Here is a 17,792-nt window from a genome sequence, read left to right as displayed (position 1 = left end):
TCTGGCGAAGCGGTTGCCGATGGCGATCCTCAGCTTCTGTATGTCGTCCCTGGCAGAGATGACGTCGAACACCGCGTCGGCGGCCATCGCCAGCTCCTCCACGTACGCCCTGCCGAACGCCCTGCTGAGCAACTTCAGCGCCTCCTCCACAGTGATGGCCTCCGGCGTGCCCCTCGCCCTACGCATAGCCACACCTCTCCAACAGCTCCTTAATCACGTCGGAGTATGTGATCACGCCGCCCCGCTCCATAACCATCTTCGCCTTGAGCTTGCTCAGCATGTCCTTCACCTCCGCCGACACATACACGTACGTAGTCTTCCTGTCCCGGCCCATGACACAACAAACACAACGAACAATATAAACATAACGCGCATAAAAAACACCACACACACAACATTCAACTCTCCCTCTGGATTTCCGCCATTTAATTGCCTACTTAAAAAATATACGTTTCTACTGTTTCCTGTGAATTTGTCCACCGTTAGACCCCCTTCCCCGCGGGAAAAACGTCACGCTTTCGCGTCACGCCATTGTTCTACGGAGGCGTCACTCTTTACATATTTGGCTCTCGGTTTTCTGGCACGGCGCGCCGAGTTTTTCAGCATGACATAGGCTGACACAAAGCGAGTTCCGAGAAGCTCGGCATGACGTGGATATATCTACACCCCTCTTGCTATTTACATACTTCGTCATTTATATGTGCAACCCGACGTGGAGTTCGGCGTCTCGCTAAGCGTGACACGCGCTTTGTCAGCGTCTCCTCTTTAAACATGTAAAGAGGAAATACGCTCTAAATCTGTAAAGAGGCCACGCCGATACGTCGCGCGTCACGCTTTTCCCTTCGACGTGAGACACGTCGTGTAGAAAAAAGTAAATCTAGATGTTTACCGAAGCTCGACGGCTCTTAGATATTTATATGGCGCGCCGAGTGTCCGGAAACCCGCTTTATGTCATGCCATGTCACGCTGAGAAATTCGGCGCGCTTTGCAGGAAAAGCGTGTAGAAACTTTGTAAACTTGACACACAGCGGAGATGCAAAGCATGACGCGAAAGCGTGACACTTTTCTCGCGGACGAGGGGTTTTAACGTTGTGCAAGTTTTTCAGAGGACAGTTGAACGTCGATTCGGCGTTGAGTTAAACTTAAAAATCATGAAAAGTTTGGTGGTTATGTCAAACATAGAAAACAAATTGAGGCGGCAGACGACGTATGTGAAAGTAACGATCGACTCCGATAGATTGCTGGAGCTCACCGCCGTGTGGTCGAGGATCAAGAAGCAAGAGGTTATCGAGATGTTGGCCAGATGCCCGACGTGCAACGTGTTACTGTTACATGTGGATCGTGGAGTAGCGCGCTGTCCGCAGTGCGGTAGGCGCTACATCCTCACCGAGTCATGAGCCGCGACGATGCATCGCTTGTAAGGAGGCTGATCTATGGCGGCTACAACATAATCCCGGTTGCTCAAGACAAGCGACCAGTTGGGCTGGACAAGTACGAGGATCTGTACGACGAGTGGAATCCCGAGAGATGCATCCTCGCCATCGAGAAGGCGAGCAAAAAAGCCACTGGGTACGCTCTGCTGGGGAGGATCAACCCGAAGTACCCGGAGAAGATACTAATTATACTAGACGAAGACGCTCCTGGCACAGTCGACGCGAAGCTGGCGGAGGCGGGGGTGCAACTGCCGCGGACGTGGATCTGGAGGACGGGGCCGCGGTGCCCCGTATGTACGCTCGACAACCTTGATCCAAAACACGGGATTAAGTGCACTGGCAACGAGTGCACCTGCGAGAGGGGGCACAGGTTCCCGCTTGTCCCTGGCAACCGTGGTAGAGCTAGAGCGTTTCTTATAGACGCCTCAATTGCGCCTAGGGAGGGCGTCTTGAAGCTACTCCCAGTGCCGAACCTCGGGTACGCGGCTGAGATCAGGATAAGGGGGTACCAGCTGATACCGCCATCGCTACACCCATCTGGCGCCCGCTACGAGTGGGAGGTGTCGCCAGACGATATGCCAGAGCCAGCAGAGCTCGACGCAGAGACGTGGAGGCGCTTCCTGGAGGCCCTCGGCTACAGAGAGGGGGAGAAGAAGAGGGAGGGGGACGTGGGGGAGGTTGGGGGTCTGGGGGTGCGCCACTGCGAGCAGTTGCGTGTTCTAACTGACGCTCAGATAGACGAGATTATAAATGTTATCAAGTCTCTGTACGTCCCTGGCTACCGGGACTACGTCCTCTTCGCCACACTTTCGCTAATGTGGCGCGCATGCGTCGACGCGGAGAGCGCGAAGCGCTTTGTGGAGCGTCTCACTGAGTGGGCGGAGAGGCAGTACAGCGACGAGAACAGAAAGAAGAACCTCGACACGTGGCGCTGGGTCTTCACAGCAAGTGGCGAGAAGAGGAGGTGGGGGAGGAAGCGCTTCACCGAAGTCGCCGCCTCCGTCATGCAGAGCGTGGAGAAGATCGGCGAGTTTGAGGCTAGGGCCAAGGCTCTGGATCTCCTCCACCAGATCCTGCAGGTGATGGGTGTGAAGCCCAAGAGAGCGCTCCTCATCACCTACGACTTCCGCTTCGACAGGGAGAACGCCATTAAGTACATCGCCAACGATCCCACGTGGGGTCTGGCGTATATGGTCAAGAGACTGCCAGGCGAAAGGAAGCTGGCGGCGCTCGCCAGGCAGGAGGCGGCTAGGCAGTGCGCCGCTGAGGGGGGGTGCGACAGGGGGAGGATCTCCGAAATCGCCGAGTCGCTCCTGGCGGATCAGAAGTGGGTGGAAGAGGCGCAGAGGAGGCTCACGACGTATGGCTACAAGCTGATAACATCCGGCTGGTACGTCAGCAGGGTGGCGAGGTACATAGACGCTACGACTGGGATGGCGTACTACAACATCAAGCTGTGCCACAGGAGGAGGAGGCACTGCAAGAAGCTGAGGTGGATATCTGAGCTGGACGTGGGGAGGGCGATCCGCCACATCACCTCGTCGATATACACCGAGGAGGAGCTGGCGCGGATCATAGACGCCATAGCTACCGAAATGACTGGGGGGAGGGAGGTGGAGCGCTACGTCGTGTCTGGAATTGTGCACGAAGACGGGCGGGTGAAGCTCGTGGCGCGGGGGCCCATGGCGCGGCACTTCAGACAGCTGGTGAAGGCCGAGGGCGATCCCAAGGCGTTTCTGGAGTTTATGAAGCTCTTCTACGGCGACAGCTCAAAGGCGTGGCTGGCCTACACCCTTGGCATGTTCCAGGCGTTCAACTTCCTGCGGAAGCAGTTCCACCTCCGCAACCTGCTTTTGATTCTTGCAGGCGAGCCGCAGACCGGGAAGTCTGAGATAGCGAGAACCGTGGTGAAGTACATCTACGGTATGGAGAAGAACGAGAAGTCAGCCGCTGTGCTGTACCAGCCGACGAGGATTGGCCGCGCCGTGATGAACACGACTCTGCCCCTCGCGGTGCAGGAGGCGAAGACCTTCGCGACGTCGCCTAACGTGGCCGATACAATAAAGAACATAGCGACCGAGCTGACTGCGTGGGAGGTGGCCACGGCTGGCACAAGGACCGTGGCCTTCCCCGCGTACTCAGGCCTCATAATCACGGCGCAGACTGTGAGGATTACCGATCCAGGCGTGGCGGCGCGCGTCTATTTGCTACAGTTCTCCCGCTCCGAGGTGATACCGCCAGAGCGCGTGAGAGACTTCCAGCGGTGGCGGGAGGCCCGCGCCAGAGATCTCCTGTCGTTCGGAAGGCTGTATCTAGAGATCGCGGTGAAGGAGTGGGACAAAGTGAAGGACATAATCCTCCAGGGGGACTACGTCAAGGCGGCCGTGGAGTACATGAGGTACATCGTTGGGAAGCTGGGCGGCTCGGTGCCGGAGGTGGATCCCCAGGAGCACCAGCAGGCCGAGGAGCAGTACGTAGACGAGGTGGAGGCCTTGGTGGAGCTGATCGCGCAGGAGGCGAAGAGGCACTGCTCGGCTGAGAAGATGCTGAGGGACTGCGTGGCCGAGTTGCTGTTGCGCGACATGCTCATCGACGTCGGCGTAAAGTGTCTAGAATGCACCCAGCAACTGGATGGCGAAGTGGTTATCACCTCCTCGGCGCTCCACAAGCTGAGGGAGTCGACCAACTTGAAGAACCTCGCCGAGAAGCTCAACGAGCGGTTCGGAGAGAGCGGATGCACAGCGGAGTACAAGAGGAAGGAGAGGTACAGGTACGTAGGCGTGCCGATGCACTGCTTCGTGAGGCTCTTCGAGCCCTAAACCCTCTGCCTGATTTTTTCCAGGATCTTCTTCGCCTCCTCCTTCACCTTCTCCGCGCCCATCAGCACGCCGTGCTTCTGCAGTATGTAGCGGTAGATCTTGGATCTGCTACCCAGCGAAGCCGCCAGCTTTATTAGGTAGTCCTTCCTCACGCCGAGCTCCGGGTAGGTGGCGGAGGTTCTCTCAAGCCAATCCCTGTCCACGAGCTTGGCGAGGTAGGACCACGCAACCTCGGAGATCGGGGCCCTCTCCAGCTCAAGGCCGTGCCTCAAGAGGACGTAGTCAAGCCACTTGGCTCTGGATATCCTCCCCGTCTCGTCCCCCACAAGGCGCAGAGCGGCGTCGTACTCGGCGACCCCCTCGAAGCCGGTCTTGGGGAGCGCCGCCTCCTTCTCTCTCAGCGCCTCGGCGGTCCTCACCACGGCGATCGACAGTTGCTCCGCCAGGTAGTTGTACAGCTTGCGGAGGTTGCCCCTCTCCGCGTCTGTCAGCTTCACGGCTAGCGCCTCCGCCCTCTTCTCCAGAGGCGGCGGCTGGACGCCCATCACCCCCTTCCAGAAGACCGCCCACGCGGTCTCTTTGAGAGCCCCCTTGAGGCTCCTCTGCTGCGGCTGGGGCTCGCCCAGGAGGGCCGAGATTCTGTCCATGTACTGGAGGAATATCGCCGCCGCCACCGGGGCCGCGGCGTCTCTCAGAATCGTCACCCCCTCTTTGTGGTAGGTGAGGAAGGAGTCGACGCGGAGGGGATCCGCCACCGCGGCGGCGAGGGCGCTTAGGGCCTCCCTCACCCTGTCCGCGGGGCTCTTCTCCTGCGCCACAGGGGCCTTCCTGGGATCCCTGGTTGAGGGCATGTGCGCACCTGCGGCTGGAGTTAAATATCTGCCGAGCGGCAAAGTTTTTTACCTCCGCGCGTGCTCCAGGGCGTGAAGACGCTCCCCCTCTTCGTCCTCGCGGTGATCTTGTTCATAGTCGGGGCCTCCAGCGCGGCGGTGTCCAAAACGTGCCCCTACGTAAACGCCACCACCACGACTACAGTGAGCGGCGTAGCCACCACCACTACGACGCGGATCCCCTCGCCCGGTTGCGTCTTGGCCCAGCAGGCAGTTCCCACGCTCCTCACAGTCGCCGCTATCGCTTTAACAATGATCGGCATCATATCCACGCTGAAGGAGTACTATGCTTGAGAAGGTTTTGGTTGTGCTAATCGGCACGATCCTGCCACTGCTATCCTTCGTGTCGAGGAGGTGGCTGGTTCCCGGCGTCGCTGGGGGCGCGGCGGCTGTGGCCCTCTACGCCGAGCTCTTCGGCTTCGACGAGCTGACGGTCCTAATAGGCCTCGCCACTGTGCTCTCCACCCTCTCCGAGCTGAGGAGGCTGTAGGACCTCGGCGCCAGGGCCTCCGACACCCTCTTCGCCTCCTCCTCAAGCCACTGCCTCAGCGGCTTGGCGCCTACGTAGTACTGATCGACGGAGGCCGTCACCCTCCTCACCCCCCTCGGCGCGTCTCTCCAGCCGATGAGCGCCACTGGCACCCTCCTGTACGCCGCCCAGATATCTCTGGCGTCTACCGTGTCCTCCAGAGGCGCGAGCACCACGTCGTAGTACCTCGCCTGCTTGAGGATCCTCCCGTACTCCTCCCTGTCTCTCGTTATTACAACAGCCTTCCTCGACACTAGAGAGATGTACAGAGCCTCGGCGATTTCTGTGTTCTCGCCGCCGTAGTTGCTCAGCGTAAATGTAAAAGGCACGCCGAGCGATATATATCTCCGCAGATCTGCTATGGGGATGGCGGCTGAGGAGGAGTGGTGCGCCAGCTGGGCGCCCCCCGCGTACACCGCCAGCATCTCCGGCTCCAGCCGGCACGGCCCGCCAGTTGCGCACCTCTCCACCGCGTCGTACGGCGCCATGGCGGCCACCGCCCTCTGCGCGAGAGACGGATCCCCGCCGTATAGCCTCACGACGAGCTCGTACTCCTCGGCAGATGGCTTTGGGAACTCCACAATGGTCTTGAAGCGGTTGCGCACCTCCTCCGGGAAGAGATTGACATCTACGTTGGTTGTGGCTATCAGAGCCACCCTCGCGCTGGAGCGCATGAGGCGGTCCATGTAGTGGAGGAACGCCGTCCTCGTCTTGACAACCTCGGCTGGTTGCTCCGCGCCGAACCTGTCGACGGAGGGGAAGAGCCCGTCGATTTCGTCTACGATCAGCGATATGCCCCTCTGCGCGGCGGCGGAGAGGGCCTCCCTCACAGCCGCCTCCGACTCCCCCACGTACTTCGAGAGGAACTGATCCCCCGAGAGGATCTGGTACGGCATGCCCAGCGCCTCAAGCACCATCCTCGCCATGGAGGTCTTCCCCGTGCGGGAGGCGCCAGCCAAGAGCACTGTGGCTGGCCTCCCCGTCTCGAGGGCCCCCCACACCGCGGCGTACACCTCCCTCCAGATGTCGCGTCTGTATACCAGATACTTGCCAGAGTGCCAGAACCAGACTATCCTCTCCCCCTCCCTCGGCGGGGCGCATGCGTCTGTCCTAGATGGCGAGCAGGGCCCCACCACCTCTGCAGACGGCCTCAGCACCTTGGTCCACAGCCAGACGACGCACCCGTCCACAGCCTCGCCGAGGGCTGGCGGCTCCCCCCTCCAGATGACGTAGTCGCAGATCTTCACATACGCAGAGCCGCTCCGCGGCTAAAAACTCTTTACCCTTGCCGAAGTTAAACCGCCCGCTAGATTTATAAATACGAGTAAATACGCCGACTATGGCATCAACAAAACAGATGGAGATAAGGCAAAGGTTTAGAGAAGCCGCGAAGGTATGTAAAGCGCAGGTCGCTGGCCTCCCCAAGGGCCAGCGGCTTCAGGCCTACCGCAGATGCATTGCCGAGCACCTCAGAAAGAAGTAGTCGCCTCTCCCTCCAACCTAAACTTTTTTCCCACCCTTTCCCCCTTCCTCTCGTGGACTGCGTGAAGATTCTCAGAGTTAGGAGGGGGCTCTTCGCAGTCGCCGTGCTCTCCACAGTCATGGCCCTTGCCTACGGCTCATTCTTCCTGCTGTACGGCGGTTTGGCGAACCTCGCCTCGGCGTCCATCGCGCTGGGGCTGGCGGTGGCCTCTGCGTCTAGCATGAGGCTCGTCAGCAGGGCGGCGGAGGAGGCATGTACCAGATATCTGCAGAGGTAGCGATAGCCGCCACTAGGCCGGAGTTCGCCCCGGTGCGGGAGAGCGTCTACTCCAGGTTCTTGGAGAAGTGTGTTGGGGACGTGGAGGCGAGGAGGGAGGTGTACGAGCGGGCTATCAAGCCAGCGCTCTCCCGTTGCCTCGACACGGTGGGCCAGCCCGGCGAGGGGGTGTGCGCCGAGATTACGCACTGCCTCAAGGCCGAGGCGAGGAAGGAGATCGCGTCGTGGTTCGAGGCAGGCGCCGTACCGCTGGACAAGTACTACGTCTACAAAGCCGCGGTGTCGAACATATTCAAATGCGTAGAGGCGTCCCACCCCACGTGCGACATGCACGTGCTGTACGAAGTCGCCGTGAGGCTCGGGCCCCAGTACATGGAGGCGCTCGCCAAGCTCTTGAGGCAGATCTAAAGGTTTTTCTTCCTCCTCCTGCTCTTACCTCCGTGAGCCACCCCCTCTGCAGATCTCTGGACGCCTTCCTGCGGGACGTCTGGAGCAAAGCCTCCCGCTACGGCGCTCTGATCGAGCACATGCCCATCAGGCTGTCCAAGTTCGCCACCGGGAGGCGGGTTGGCTACCTCGCCAGGTTGCTGGAGGCCGCTGGCTTCCGCATCATCAGGGGCGAGATTAGCGATGGCTTCCTGCGCCTCGGCAACAGAGGCGTCTACGCCGTGGCCCCCTTCAGCCATGTGACGGGTTTCGGGGACTTTCGCGTATTTCGCAACTACGTCTACGAGGCAGTCAGGAGCGCCGGGTACTCTCTTCCTTGCGACGTCGCCAGCCACAGAGAGGTACGCGCCATAGCCCAGGCTGGCGGTGGACGCCACGGCGGAGGTGATGAGGATGTGGGACGCCGCCATTTCTAAATGGGCGGGGAGGGCCTTGGCGTAGATCGCCTCGGCGAGCGCCGCCCAGATCACAAGCTCGGCGAGGAGAGAGGCCGCGCCGGAGAAGAACCACGGGTTTTCGTCCCTCCTGGCGAAGTAGCTCCACAAGAAGAAGACGATCCAGATCACCACGCTCCCCAAGACGCCGGGTCGGATAAATTCTTAGACTGCCTCTTCTCCATGGGCCTCTACTTCACCGGAATTGTGGCGGGGCTGTCGCTGGCCGAGGTGGGGGGCCTCCAGACCCCTCCCTGGCTCTCCGCCGCGCTCATCCCAGCCATCCTCTTCGCCCCGGCGCTCATATGCAGAGCCGTAGCCAGACGCCGTACGTCGGATTTTTAAACCGCGGAGCTACGGGAGCACATGCCCAGGAAACAGAAGCTCAAAGGCGAGACCGATATAACGAAGGTAGCTGTGATGGTGATAGTGGTGCTGGTGGTGCTAGTGGTCGGCATGTACATAGTGAACGTAATCAACTCGACTATACCAGTACGTATCGGGATCAACACGGTTACGCTGTTCCAGCTGATCGGCGTCTCGCTGATCGTGCTGGTGGCGGGCTTCATCATCTGGTACCTCAGAACGAGCCTCGGAGGCACAGTATAACCCACCCCTTTTTTCCCCTGGGGGTTCTCTCCCTAAGGTTTTATCCTCCTCTCCCCACCCCACTGCGTGTTTGGCAGGAGGGTTCTGCCCAGGCCCGAGGAGGAGTTCGTCCTCCTCAAGGACGTCTGCGCCAACCGCTGGGTCTTGGCTAGGTTTAGGCGGAGGGGGCCCCATGGCAACGAGTGGGTGGATCCGCGGAGGGGCTACGTCCTCTACACTCCTGCGTCTCCGTCGCGGACCGACGTGGTTATAGGCAACAAGAGGTACAGCGTGATTGAGGCTGTTGGGTGCGCCCCCATATTCTCCGCGGAGGACGCGTCGCGCTTCCTGCAGAACCTCGGCGTGGCTTCCGTCGCCATAGGGGACAGGGAGATAGACGTGGCGGATCCCCACGCCGCGGAGCAGCTGTACGAGTTCCTGGCCCAGGCGTACGAAGAGCGGTCGCAACGCGGGGGGAGGGTGTGGACCGCCTACAGAGGCGGGGTGAGGCTGGCCATAGCCCTCCCCAACTACGACAAGATCGCGCAGATCCTCGGCACTGTGCTGTACTCGCTGTCGAAGGCCACAGCCGTAGCGGCTAGGACCGTGGACGCCATCGCTGAGACGCAGAGGCTGGCTAGGAGGGGGCCGAGCCCGGCGCCGGGCTGGCTGTGGCCTCTAATAGCCTTCGGCATTGTGGCCATGGCGCTCTTATTCGTGTTCCACAGATGAGCTGGCTGAGGGCGGTCCTCCTGGCTGGCTTCCACTGGAGCGCTTGGCTGAACGAGCGCTCCCTCACGCCGTGTGTCAAGGAGAGTGTGGTGTACAAGTCCGACACAGCATCCTACGCGTGCGACGGCTACGAGCCCGTCTACATAGACGCCATTCCGCCAGCCTCGGTGGCGAGGGCTGTGAGCGAGCGCGCCGCGGCGTTTAGACGCCCTCTGATCTACACCTTGACGGTGTACAAAACGCCGCCGTTCGTCCCCCCGGCCAGGCCTGGCTCAAGGATATCGCCGTGGACCCTCCCCGTAGCCGCCGCCCTCCTCTCCGGCGCCGCAGAGCTGGAGGGCGTGTGGCTGTGCTGGTGGGGCGTCAGGGATGGGAGGCCCCCACAGGCTGTCTGCGTTGTGGAGAGATCTGCGCTGAGGTGGCTCCCCAGGCGCGTGGAGGATCTCGCAGTCGCGGTTGGCGAGGCGTGGGAAGAGAAGGGTTTAACCTCCTCCGCGTCTGGGGAGGCGTGAACATCCTCGCGATCGTGTCCAGGTGGCTGAGGGAGTGGCAGGCGTGTATCAACAGCGGGCGGCCCAAGACTGAGTGCGACGAGGAGCACATGGTGACGGGGTTCTACATTCCGCCAAACGGCGGCGTGGTGTGGCGGAGCGTCGAGAGGCCTCTCGACGCCTCCGAGCTCCTCTCCGCGTGCAGAGCGGTGTCTGATGTGCTGTACGACACATGCGGCTCAGAGGTGTGCAGAGCGTATGTGGTGTGCAGAGACGGCTCCGTCGTGGTGTTTGAGAGAGGCGTGCCTGGGCTATGACGGAGAGCCTCACCTCCTCGGTTAGGCTGTTCATCACGGCGCTCCTCGGCGCCGAGGGGAAGGTCTCTTCATGCGAAGTCCTGCGCACTCTCAGCGGGAAGAAGCTGACGGGGATGGGCCTAGCCGCGCTGTACCTCTTCCTCACAGCCGCCACGGGGGGCGCGCTCGTGTTCAGAACCCCGCCGCCGGACGACTACGCAGTGGTGCAAGAGGAGTCCGACTGCGTCTTCGTCGTCTCAACGCCCAGGGGCGCGGTTAGGGTGAGGGCCAGCCAGGAGGATGGCTCCGATCCCGTGCTCCCATGGAGAGTGGCGGTGGTGGTGTAGTCGGGAGGGGGCTCCTCCTGGCCAGGAGCCCCGACTCTCTCTACTACATGTGTTGCCTCTGCGAGGCGCTCCGCAGTATCATCGACGGGGTCCAGGGGTACGATGTAGGCGCCGCGGTGGGCGTGGCGAGGAAGAGGCTGAGGAGCGCCGTGAAGAAGTGCAGGAGGGGGTGGGAGAAGTACGTCCTGGGCTTCCCCTCGGTGACCCACCACATGCTGACATACCTCCTATACACCTCTGCGCATTGCGGCGGGGCAGTATGTAAAGTCGACGTGGAGAAGCTGTCGAAAATATACAGCGAGCTCTGTAGCGACTACAGAGCGATCGCTGAGAAGCTAAGGATTTAAGCCCCTTGGCGTCTGGAGGCACATGTCTGCGCCAGCCGCTCCGCAGAGGGGGGAGGAGGAGCAGAGGAGGACGGTCTTCTCGGTGAGCTCCAGGGCCGGGCTCGCCGTTGCGAGGAGCGATCCCCACGTGGCGATGCTACACACGGAGAAGTTCTACTCCGCCGGGGAGGTGGACGAGGAGCACGCGCCTAGGCTCGCGCCATTATTCGATCAGAGGAGCAACGCCGCCGCGGTGGCCCAGCTCTACTCGGCGATTAGACTGCACGCAGTGCCCTGGCCAGTGGCCAACGAGGCGTTTCTATCGGCGATGCAGTACCAGCTCGCCGTTATGGAGAGGTCCGCCAGGCCGGAGTCGCCTCCTCCCCCCGCGGACAGGCGGGACGACTTCAGGCTGTACATTAGGAAGTACACAGAGGGGGTGAAGAGCTTCGCCGACTTCGTCCTCACCGCCACTCTAGTCACCGCCTCAACGGTGGCCATGGCGCTACCGTCGAAGGTGAGGAGCAACGCCACGAACGAAGAGAGGACAGGCGTGTCGGTTCTGCAGTGAGCGCCTTCGAGGTGGCCGCTCTGGCGTGTGCGCTTTTCCTCGACCCGTGCCTGTGCAGAAAGCATTTAAGCGAGTTGCTGACATATACACATGCCCCTGTTCAAACTGCTGAAGAGGGAGGTGGAGAAGGATCTGGAGGAGGTGCCCCCAGCGGCGGCTCAGAGGAACGTGGTGTACATCGGCGGGAGGCCGTATGAAGTCATAGCTGTCCACGGCCACACCCTGGTGGTTAAGGACCTCGCCACGGGCGAGGTGAAGACGATCGCCAGGCCGCCAACGCCGTGAGGCTCCTAGCCGCCGTCTTCGCGACAGCCGCCGCCTTCGCCGCCCTCGCCATACTCGCCTACGTGGTAGACGCCGCTGGGAAGTCCCTAGCCTTCGCCACGACGTCTGTCTCAGACGCATACCAGCTGTCTGCTGGCGTTGCGTACGCCGCGTCGGTGGACAAATACGGCTTTCTGACAGTGGCGCAGTCCGGCGCCCCTGGTGGCGCCTACGCCCAGCTCGCAGTCAATCTGCCGAGCTTTCAATCCTCTTTTTGAGATACCTTTGACGTGGTACACAGATACTGCATCGCCAGTAGGCGCAGTTATTCTATACTCAGTTGTGTCTTCGTCATGTACAATTTCAATCTTGAATCCCGCCTCCATGGCGCGGTTCAGGAGCTCCTTAGCTGGAGACCAGTCCATGTCTGAGATCTTAAGCATGATGTAGTTCTCTATTGCACGCGCCACGACGTTCCACCACTTGTTTCCGTCGACTTCATCTGAGAACAATAGCGTTGTGCACAGTGTATTTAGAAACTCCGCGTCGATGCGTCTAAGTAAATCAAGCTCCTGCTCAGGTACTATAATGTAGACATCGCCACATGCGCCGATGCGGTACTTTTCAACACTTTTAAGCAGTTCATCAATTAGTTCATCAGTCGCCGCGCCGAGGTGATACATTGCCAGCTCTAGAATAGTAGATCTCACCACCACGCTCTTTTCACGCATCATCGCCAGCGCTAGCGCCTGCTTGACAAACGCGCTGTTCTGTTGTTGAACAGCTTCCGCTACCATAGTATCTCCAATTAGGGCGGGTTCTGTTGCCAGGCCCCCCGCTTGGGCCCCGGCCGCCTCCGCGGCGGCCACTTGTGTTTTCTCGTTCATGTGTGTGAGAAAACTCCAGATTTATAACAGTAACGTTCGTCAGTTGTTGATATTACCTCCGTCAGCTGGCTAATGTTGGGATACCACCGTGGCCATCGGCGGGAGGTACCTATGCTCTGGACGACGATCAACAAATAGAAAGGTAAAGAAAAGCGCTAATGTAAAACACGTAAAGAGAGGGAAAAGAGAGTAGAACAGAAAAAAGCTTAGGAACAGAGAGCTTTCGAGAGCTCGGGTTCGGCTCTACTGACAAGCACATACAAGTAGTAGAGCGGTGAAAATACCGCGCCTAGCACTACGTAGATCGTGTAGTGCACACCGTCATAACACGTCGCAACAACTCTCTCCATTCTCTCTATTGAGATCAATGGCTCGTGAGCCAGAGATATGCTTGTGAGGACGCGCCACGAGGGAGATATCCCTCTTTCATGCACCTCCTTTATCAATTTCTTGACTTCGAATTCAATTTCGGCGCCATCCTCTAACACCAGATACAGTTCGCCACTTCTCTCTTCTAATCTATATCCCATGTTTCCACTTCCGAAGTCGAACTTTCCCTGTCTTATTATCTTGTTCTCACTCATGTGTGTGAGAAAACTCCAGGCTTATAACAGTGACGTTCGACTAGTGTCGATATTACCTTTGGCAGATGGCTGAGTTTTGCTGTCCACAAGATTCTCCAAGATTGGCTTTATCCACTCCTCTATGTATTCTCTACGCGTGAGAGCTGTTTCTTTCTAAAAGCTACTTCTGATTCGGGTTTTTTGTAGAACTCATTTTCAAAACGAAATCGTTGTTTTTTAGGTACTGCTTCCGAATCGGGTTTTTTGTGGGGGCTGTTTCTACCTAGGACCTGCTTCTTACAGAAACGTGTTTCTTCGTGGAATCGATTTCTTTCTCGGGGCCGTTTCTACCTAGCACCGGTTTCTTTTTAGAAACTGTTTCTACCAAGAATTGAATTCGTTTTGGGACAGAATTCGTTTTGAAGGCGAGTTCTTTTCTGTGTCTGCTTTCTTTCCGGGATCTGTTCTGTTGAAAATTTGCTTTGCGTGTTTGGGAACGCGCGCATTCACGCCTCCCTGCCCCGGGGGTGCGTTGGCTCGGTGCGCCGTGTGCGTTGGCTCGGGGGCCGCCTTCAGTTGGCCCGTGCGCCGCTCTTCGTTGGCCCGGATCGGCGTGTACAGTTGGCCCGTCATATGTATGCGTTGGCTCGCTTGGGCTTGGCCCGTTGGCCCGCGCTCAGTAGCTGGGCGCCGCCGCCAGCTTCAGTAGCCAGACGACTGTGGACGCGGCGGTCTCCTTTGCGCAGTCTATGTACGCCGCGGCTAGGGCGCAGTCGCGCTCGAAGTGCTGGGCGTAGTGCGCCAGCCTCCTCTCGACGCACTTCTCCACCTCGGCGATTCTCCTCTCCTTCTCGCCGACGTCGCCCGCGGTTATGAGGGCGGGGAGGGAGCGGGCGCACGCCAGCGCCGCCTGGCACCTCTGCTGGAGGGGCAGGCTCGGGGTGGAGAGGAGCTCGTGGCACCTCGACGCGGGTATGGACAGGTCGTTGTTCTTCACCGCGTATTCGTAGAGCAGGAGCTTCCTCGACACGTGGCTCTCTGCGGGGGGTGGCTTAACTCTTTACGTTCTTGGAATTTGTAAAGAGAGCCGAGCCTTCCCCACCCCACGCTCCCCGCCGTGGCTGTGAATCTCCGTGCAAAGATTTAATCTCTATAGATGTACTTCATCTCCATGTCTCTGAGAGACGCAATAGCGTCGGATGTAGTTACTGAGTGGAGAGAGTTCAAGCCTATACGCGCCCCCCTCCACCCGGGAGCGTTTAGGAGTGTGGCGATCGTTGGCCCGCAGGGTGCTGGGAAGACTACCCTCGCCATTAACATGGTGTTGCGTAGGCTGTACTGGGGCCTCAAGCACGCTGGGGCGTGGTCGCCAGCTGATGGCACGGATCCGCTGGACAACGACTTCAACCCGTTCCGCAAGGTTGCGGAGAGGATCCACGGGGTGTGGACCGCCAGGAGGCTCTACTCCGAGCTCGCTGTGTTTAAGCTGAAGGTGATCTCGCCTCTGGAGATCGCCCGCGTCATCAACCTGCCGAGGCCAGCCACCGCTGGCCTCATCTTCGACGAGGTGGCTCTGTGGTCTAGAGATGTGTCGAGCTGGTGGAAGGGAGACAAGAAGAAGGCGCTTGAGTTCCTCCGGCAGGTGGTGGCGAACGTGAGGGGCGTGACGCCGTTCCTCGTAGTGGTGGCGCAGGACGTGCACCTAATCCCGTCTCCCATCCGCTACCCAATCGACATAGTGATAGACGTGTACGAGTTCAGGCGGGAGGGGGAGGAGAACGACGGGACGTTCAAGGGCTACGTGGTTGGAGACATCAAGCTGAGGAACGTGAGGGGGGCGAGGACGCCTAGGAGCGAGGCGTCGTACTACAAGGTGCAGGAGTTCCGCCTCCCGGTGTACAACTCGCCATACCTAATGGAGCTTGATCTGAGCAACAAGAAGAGGACCATTGCGGAGTTCGTGATGGGGCGGGGGCCTAAAAACCCGGCCGCGGGGGATGGCGGCAGTGTGGCTGGGTGGATACCTGTCTCAAGGCCCCAGGTGGAGTACTTCGGCACCAGGTTTCTGCTTGCGCTGGCTGGCAACGCGGTGGAGAGCACAGTTGTAGACGATCTCACCGTGATCTACAGAAACGTGGCCCAAGCCGCGCAGGTGTGTAGCCACTTGAAGCGGCTCTTCCCATCGGTTGTGAAGGACTGCAGGGGCATTACAAAGGAGAGGACGGTGGAGGTGAGGTGCAGGGTGTCGCCGTGCCACGACGTTCTGAAGAACATGGCCACGCTGTACGTCGCCCCCGCACCGTCGGTCCATGTGGAATAGCCGCGGGGCGTTTCTAGTAGCGGCGCTGATCTACGCCGTAGCAGTCGCCGCGCTGTACGCGTACCTAGCCAGCCAGCCAGCTGTGCACGAGTACACTAAACACGTAGCCGCCACGGCGCCGGGGCTGTACACCGCCGACGCGTATGTATGCCAAGGCGCGGTGTATATACGCGCCTACGGCGATCTCGGCCTGTACCTAACGGCTGAGGACGGCTCCCTAGTCCCGGCGTACGCTCCGCCACCTGGCTTCCCCCAGAGCGAGGGGGAGCGGTGGTACAGAGACTCGGCGCTGAGGAGGGCCTACAAGACGTGGAACGGCTCGCTGGTGGTGGTGGAGAAGATCTACAGCTGTTAACCTTTTTTCTCCAAAAAGTCAACATTTAAAAATCTGGACGTTTCCACACACATGAACCCGAACCTGGCGGTGATAAAAGTGAGTAGGGAAAGCGATTTTTTGCTGGAGGAGGTGGCCCGGCTGGCGAAAATCAAAAAGTACTCGGTGGTGGAGCACCTGCCGAGGTGCCCGCTCTGCAGGCGCAGTCTCTTGGTACAGGCCGCGCCGGGCATTCTCAGATGCCCGGCGTGCGGAGCGGTTTATGAGCTGAAGCGCAGGGAGTATGTCTAGGAGGCGCGACGCCGCTCTGCGCGCGGGAGCGCTGGAGCTCGCTGAGAGCATGCGCTGCATCACCGCGTCTGAGTTAGGAAAAATCCTCGGCAGGAGCGTAAGCACGGCGAAGTCTGTGCTGGAGGAGCTCGCCGCATCTGGCCAGCTGAGGAAGTACATGGTTATGAACAAGCTGGCGGCGTACTGCGCCCCCTCGGCCAGCCCAGGAGCCGCCATTAGGGCTGTGCTGAGATCCCTTGGCGTTAGGGAGAAGCTCCTGCTGAGAGCGATCAAGGGGATTGTGGAGGGCGCCAGGGGGAGGAAGATCTGCATCTCCGTGTACCAGATCTACAGGAAGAATACGCCAGCCACCAACGCCGCCGTGTTGGCGTATATGGCGTCTGTCCTCGGAGGCGTCTTCCACAGGGGCCGCTACGGCCGCACATACGTCTGCGCGGATGCTGAGGAGGCGAAGAGGCGCGTTGAGGCGGAGGAGATATATCCGCCAGATGGCGTGGTGAGGCTGGCGGAGCGGCGCCACCTAAACGCATGCAAGAGGCGCGCCAGCGCTAGCAGGCGCGCGCCAAGCCCGCCACCGCGCGTAGAGGCATCTGAGGAGGAGGAGATAGAGGTGCTGAGGGGGAGGGTATGATCGTAACCAGATATCACGTGGAAAATGGCAGAGCGATCGAGGCGCTGTTCCGCAGGATGAGGGAAATCGCAGAGGGGGCGCGTGGCAACGTCGTGGCGCTACGCCCGTCGAGGCTGGCCAGCGATATGAAGGCGGTGCGGTATGTAAGTATGGTGCTGAGGGAGCTCTGCCGCCGCCACGGTTGCCACATACACAGGAGGAAGAAGCTGGTGCGGTACATCTTCACCGTCGACGCGCTGAAGTCCATAACCCTAGATGAGCTCAAGCAACTCGCCGCGGTACAGCGGCTACCAGCTGGCGGGCTTGAGCTCGGCCCAAAGCCGCGGAGGGGGAGGCCCCCCAGTAGCGAGAGCGGTGGCGAGAAGATGCCGATAATCACGCTACACATCCCGCCCTCGTGGCTGAGGGCAATAGACGAGCTAGTCAAAGAGGGCAAGTATCCGCACAGATCGGCCGTGGTAAGAGAGGCCATTAGACAGATGCTCGACAGATGGACGCAGACGGAGCGCCCACGGAGCGCGAGCAGAGAGAGGATGGCGGTTATCTCGTTCCACCTGCCACCAGAGCTCCTCAAGATCATGGACAGGCTGGTCGAAGAAGGCAGATACCCCAGCCGCTCCGAAGTCGTTAGAACGGCAATTAGACAGATGCTCGACAAATGGCGCTCGATATGAAGATCTACACGCCAGATCCCTGCACGCCGTGGAGGCTGTGTACATTCGGCAGATCATGTGTGCTAGATGGCGCCGAAGAGATCCTCGTTGATATCGGTATAACGGCGGCTAGGCGCGGCGCCAGCTTCCCCCAATACCTGGACTTCGTGAGGCGCATATGGCAGAG

At 59.9% G+C, this 17,792-nt stretch carries 29 protein-coding genes; 21 read left to right on the top strand and 8 right to left on the bottom strand.

The annotated features are described in order from the left end of the window. Together ACP5J3_RS03745 and ACP5J3_RS03740 are read right to left on the bottom strand one after the other, a co-directional pair. Positions 1-186, bottom strand: a 186-nt coding sequence (locus ACP5J3_RS03745) for a hypothetical protein (protein ID WP_428494428.1), incomplete at its 3' end; no start/stop codon positions are given. Further along, positions 179-334: a hypothetical protein gene (locus ACP5J3_RS03740; protein ID WP_428494427.1), complete on the bottom strand. Its 156-nt coding sequence runs from the start codon at positions 332-334 to the stop codon at positions 179-181. The genes ACP5J3_RS03740 and ACP5J3_RS03745, both read right to left, overlap by 8 nt. Positions 335-1,169: 835 nt before the next feature. On the opposite strand from ACP5J3_RS03740, the gene ACP5J3_RS03735 reads away from it, so the two are divergent. Continuing rightward, positions 1,170-1,397, top strand: a complete 228-nt coding sequence (locus tag ACP5J3_RS03735; RefSeq protein WP_428494426.1) for a hypothetical protein — start codon at positions 1,170-1,172, stop codon at positions 1,395-1,397. Then, on the top strand, positions 1,394-4,252 hold the full coding sequence (locus tag ACP5J3_RS03730) for a bifunctional DNA primase/polymerase (protein WP_428494425.1): 2,859 nt from the start codon (positions 1,394-1,396) through the stop codon (positions 4,250-4,252). Before ACP5J3_RS03735 ends, ACP5J3_RS03730 begins: the two co-directional genes overlap by 4 nt. Here the strand turns inward: ACP5J3_RS03730 and ACP5J3_RS03725 are convergent. After that, positions 4,249-5,103, bottom strand: a complete 855-nt coding sequence (locus tag ACP5J3_RS03725) for a hypothetical protein (protein WP_428494424.1) — start codon at positions 5,101-5,103, stop codon at positions 4,249-4,251. The two genes, ACP5J3_RS03730 and ACP5J3_RS03725, sit on opposite strands and share 4 nt — an antisense overlap. Before the next feature lie 72 nt (positions 5,104-5,175). On the opposite strand from ACP5J3_RS03725, the gene ACP5J3_RS03720 reads away from it, so the two are divergent. Continuing rightward, the gene (locus ACP5J3_RS03720; RefSeq protein ID WP_428494423.1) at positions 5,176-5,436 is read left to right on the top strand and encodes a hypothetical protein; all 261 of its coding nucleotides are present in this window, start codon (positions 5,176-5,178) and stop codon (positions 5,434-5,436) included. Next, the gene (locus ACP5J3_RS03715) at positions 5,429-5,632 is read left to right on the top strand and encodes a hypothetical protein (RefSeq protein ID WP_428494422.1); all 204 of its coding nucleotides are present in this window, start codon (positions 5,429-5,431) and stop codon (positions 5,630-5,632) included. Before ACP5J3_RS03720 ends, ACP5J3_RS03715 begins: the two co-directional genes overlap by 8 nt. On the opposite strand, the gene ACP5J3_RS03710 is transcribed toward ACP5J3_RS03715, so the two are convergent. Beyond that, on the bottom strand, positions 5,542-6,918 hold the full coding sequence (locus ACP5J3_RS03710) for an ATP-binding protein (RefSeq protein ID WP_428494421.1): 1,377 nt from the start codon (positions 6,916-6,918) through the stop codon (positions 5,542-5,544). The two genes, ACP5J3_RS03715 and ACP5J3_RS03710, sit on opposite strands and share 91 nt — an antisense overlap. 92 nt (positions 6,919-7,010) lie before the next feature. Between ACP5J3_RS03710 and ACP5J3_RS03705 the strand changes: the two genes are divergently transcribed. From ACP5J3_RS03705 to ACP5J3_RS03695, 3 genes are read left to right on the top strand one after another with little or no spacing between them, the layout of a single operon-like run. Next, the gene (locus ACP5J3_RS03705) at positions 7,011-7,154 is read left to right on the top strand and encodes a hypothetical protein (protein WP_428494420.1); all 144 of its coding nucleotides are present in this window, start codon (positions 7,011-7,013) and stop codon (positions 7,152-7,154) included. A gap of 52 nt (positions 7,155-7,206) precedes the next feature. Next, the gene (locus tag ACP5J3_RS03700; RefSeq protein ID WP_428494419.1) at positions 7,207-7,431 is read left to right on the top strand and encodes a hypothetical protein; all 225 of its coding nucleotides are present in this window, start codon (positions 7,207-7,209) and stop codon (positions 7,429-7,431) included. Next, positions 7,407-7,838, top strand: a complete 432-nt coding sequence (locus ACP5J3_RS03695) for a hypothetical protein (protein WP_428494418.1) — start codon at positions 7,407-7,409, stop codon at positions 7,836-7,838. The genes ACP5J3_RS03700 and ACP5J3_RS03695 overlap by 25 nt, the downstream gene beginning before the upstream one ends. On the opposite strand, the gene ACP5J3_RS03690 is transcribed toward ACP5J3_RS03695, so the two are convergent. Next, entirely contained in the window at positions 7,835-8,446 is a 612-nt protein-coding gene (locus tag ACP5J3_RS03690) for a hypothetical protein (RefSeq protein ID WP_428494417.1), read from the bottom strand. The two genes, ACP5J3_RS03695 and ACP5J3_RS03690, sit on opposite strands and share 4 nt — an antisense overlap. A 48-nt stretch (positions 8,447-8,494) precedes the next feature. Between ACP5J3_RS03690 and ACP5J3_RS03685 the strand changes: the two genes are divergently transcribed. From ACP5J3_RS03685 to ACP5J3_RS03645, 9 genes are all read left to right on the top strand, one after another. Next, positions 8,495-8,656, top strand: coding sequence for a hypothetical protein (locus ACP5J3_RS03685; protein ID WP_428494416.1), 162 nt, complete (start codon positions 8,495-8,497; stop codon positions 8,654-8,656). 21 nt (positions 8,657-8,677) lie between these two features. Further along, positions 8,678-8,920, top strand: a complete 243-nt coding sequence (locus tag ACP5J3_RS03680) for a hypothetical protein (RefSeq protein WP_428494415.1) — start codon at positions 8,678-8,680, stop codon at positions 8,918-8,920. A gap of 66 nt (positions 8,921-8,986) precedes the next feature. Next, positions 8,987-9,631 (top strand): hypothetical protein, encoded by a 645-nt coding sequence (locus ACP5J3_RS03675; protein WP_428494414.1) that lies wholly within the window; start codon positions 8,987-8,989, stop codon positions 9,629-9,631. After that, the gene (locus ACP5J3_RS03670; protein WP_428494413.1) at positions 9,628-10,143 is read left to right on the top strand and encodes a hypothetical protein; all 516 of its coding nucleotides are present in this window, start codon (positions 9,628-9,630) and stop codon (positions 10,141-10,143) included. Before ACP5J3_RS03675 ends, ACP5J3_RS03670 begins: the two co-directional genes overlap by 4 nt. Continuing rightward, positions 10,140-10,439, top strand: coding sequence for a hypothetical protein (locus ACP5J3_RS03665; RefSeq protein WP_428494412.1), 300 nt, complete (start codon positions 10,140-10,142; stop codon positions 10,437-10,439). Before ACP5J3_RS03670 ends, ACP5J3_RS03665 begins: the two co-directional genes overlap by 4 nt. Further along, positions 10,436-10,765 carry a hypothetical protein gene (locus tag ACP5J3_RS03660; RefSeq protein ID WP_428494411.1) on the top strand — a complete coding sequence of 110 codons (330 nt, stop codon included), beginning with the start codon at positions 10,436-10,438 and terminating at the stop codon, positions 10,763-10,765. Before ACP5J3_RS03665 ends, ACP5J3_RS03660 begins: the two co-directional genes overlap by 4 nt. Continuing rightward, positions 10,741-11,112, top strand: coding sequence for a hypothetical protein (locus tag ACP5J3_RS03655; protein ID WP_428494410.1), 372 nt, complete (start codon positions 10,741-10,743; stop codon positions 11,110-11,112). The genes ACP5J3_RS03660 and ACP5J3_RS03655 overlap by 25 nt, the downstream gene beginning before the upstream one ends. A gap of 22 nt (positions 11,113-11,134) precedes the next feature. Then, a complete protein-coding gene (locus ACP5J3_RS03650; protein WP_428494409.1) occupies positions 11,135-11,662 on the top strand; it encodes a hypothetical protein in 528 nt (175 codons plus the stop codon). A gap of 90 nt (positions 11,663-11,752) precedes the next feature. Beyond that, positions 11,753-11,947, top strand: coding sequence for a hypothetical protein (locus ACP5J3_RS03645; RefSeq protein WP_428494408.1), 195 nt, complete (start codon positions 11,753-11,755; stop codon positions 11,945-11,947). A gap of 110 nt (positions 11,948-12,057) precedes the next feature. Here the strand turns inward: ACP5J3_RS03645 and ACP5J3_RS03640 are convergent, their stop codons facing one another. The 3 genes from ACP5J3_RS03640 to ACP5J3_RS03630 form a co-directional block, all read right to left on the bottom strand. After that, positions 12,058-12,813, bottom strand: a complete 756-nt coding sequence (locus tag ACP5J3_RS03640; RefSeq protein ID WP_428494407.1) for a hypothetical protein — start codon at positions 12,811-12,813, stop codon at positions 12,058-12,060. A gap of 206 nt (positions 12,814-13,019) precedes the next feature. Then, positions 13,020-13,397: a hypothetical protein gene (locus ACP5J3_RS03635; RefSeq protein WP_428494406.1), complete on the bottom strand. Its 378-nt coding sequence runs from the start codon at positions 13,395-13,397 to the stop codon at positions 13,020-13,022. 655 nt (positions 13,398-14,052) lie between these two features. Further along, positions 14,053-14,406: a hypothetical protein gene (locus ACP5J3_RS03630; RefSeq protein WP_428494405.1), complete on the bottom strand. Its 354-nt coding sequence runs from the start codon at positions 14,404-14,406 to the stop codon at positions 14,053-14,055. A gap of 141 nt (positions 14,407-14,547) precedes the next feature. On the opposite strand from ACP5J3_RS03630, the gene ACP5J3_RS03625 reads away from it, so the two are divergent. Genes ACP5J3_RS03625 through ACP5J3_RS03605 form a run of 5 tightly spaced genes read left to right on the top strand, consistent with a single transcriptional unit; the run spans position 14,548 to position 17,626 of the window. Continuing rightward, the gene (locus ACP5J3_RS03625) at positions 14,548-15,696 is read left to right on the top strand and encodes an ATP-binding protein (protein WP_428494404.1); all 1,149 of its coding nucleotides are present in this window, start codon (positions 14,548-14,550) and stop codon (positions 15,694-15,696) included. Further along, positions 15,686-16,051 carry a hypothetical protein gene (locus ACP5J3_RS03620; RefSeq protein ID WP_428494403.1) on the top strand — a complete coding sequence of 122 codons (366 nt, stop codon included), beginning with the start codon at positions 15,686-15,688 and terminating at the stop codon, positions 16,049-16,051. The genes ACP5J3_RS03625 and ACP5J3_RS03620 overlap by 11 nt, the downstream gene beginning before the upstream one ends. Positions 16,052-16,102: 51 nt before the next feature. Next, entirely contained in the window at positions 16,103-16,321 is a 219-nt protein-coding gene (locus tag ACP5J3_RS03615) for a hypothetical protein (protein WP_428494402.1), read from the top strand. Then, positions 16,314-16,952, top strand: coding sequence for a hypothetical protein (locus tag ACP5J3_RS03610; RefSeq protein WP_428494401.1), 639 nt, complete (start codon positions 16,314-16,316; stop codon positions 16,950-16,952). The genes ACP5J3_RS03615 and ACP5J3_RS03610 overlap by 8 nt, the downstream gene beginning before the upstream one ends. After that, the gene (locus ACP5J3_RS03605; protein ID WP_428494400.1) at positions 16,949-17,626 is read left to right on the top strand and encodes a ribbon-helix-helix domain-containing protein; all 678 of its coding nucleotides are present in this window, start codon (positions 16,949-16,951) and stop codon (positions 17,624-17,626) included. The genes ACP5J3_RS03610 and ACP5J3_RS03605 overlap by 4 nt, the downstream gene beginning before the upstream one ends. The last annotated feature ends 166 nt before the right edge of the window (positions 17,627-17,792 follow it).

This window comes from Pyrobaculum sp., assembly GCF_049971835.1.
GTDB lineage: Archaea > Thermoproteota > Thermoprotei > Thermoproteales > Thermoproteaceae > Pyrobaculum.
This window is presented reverse-complemented; position numbering and strand designations above follow the sequence as displayed.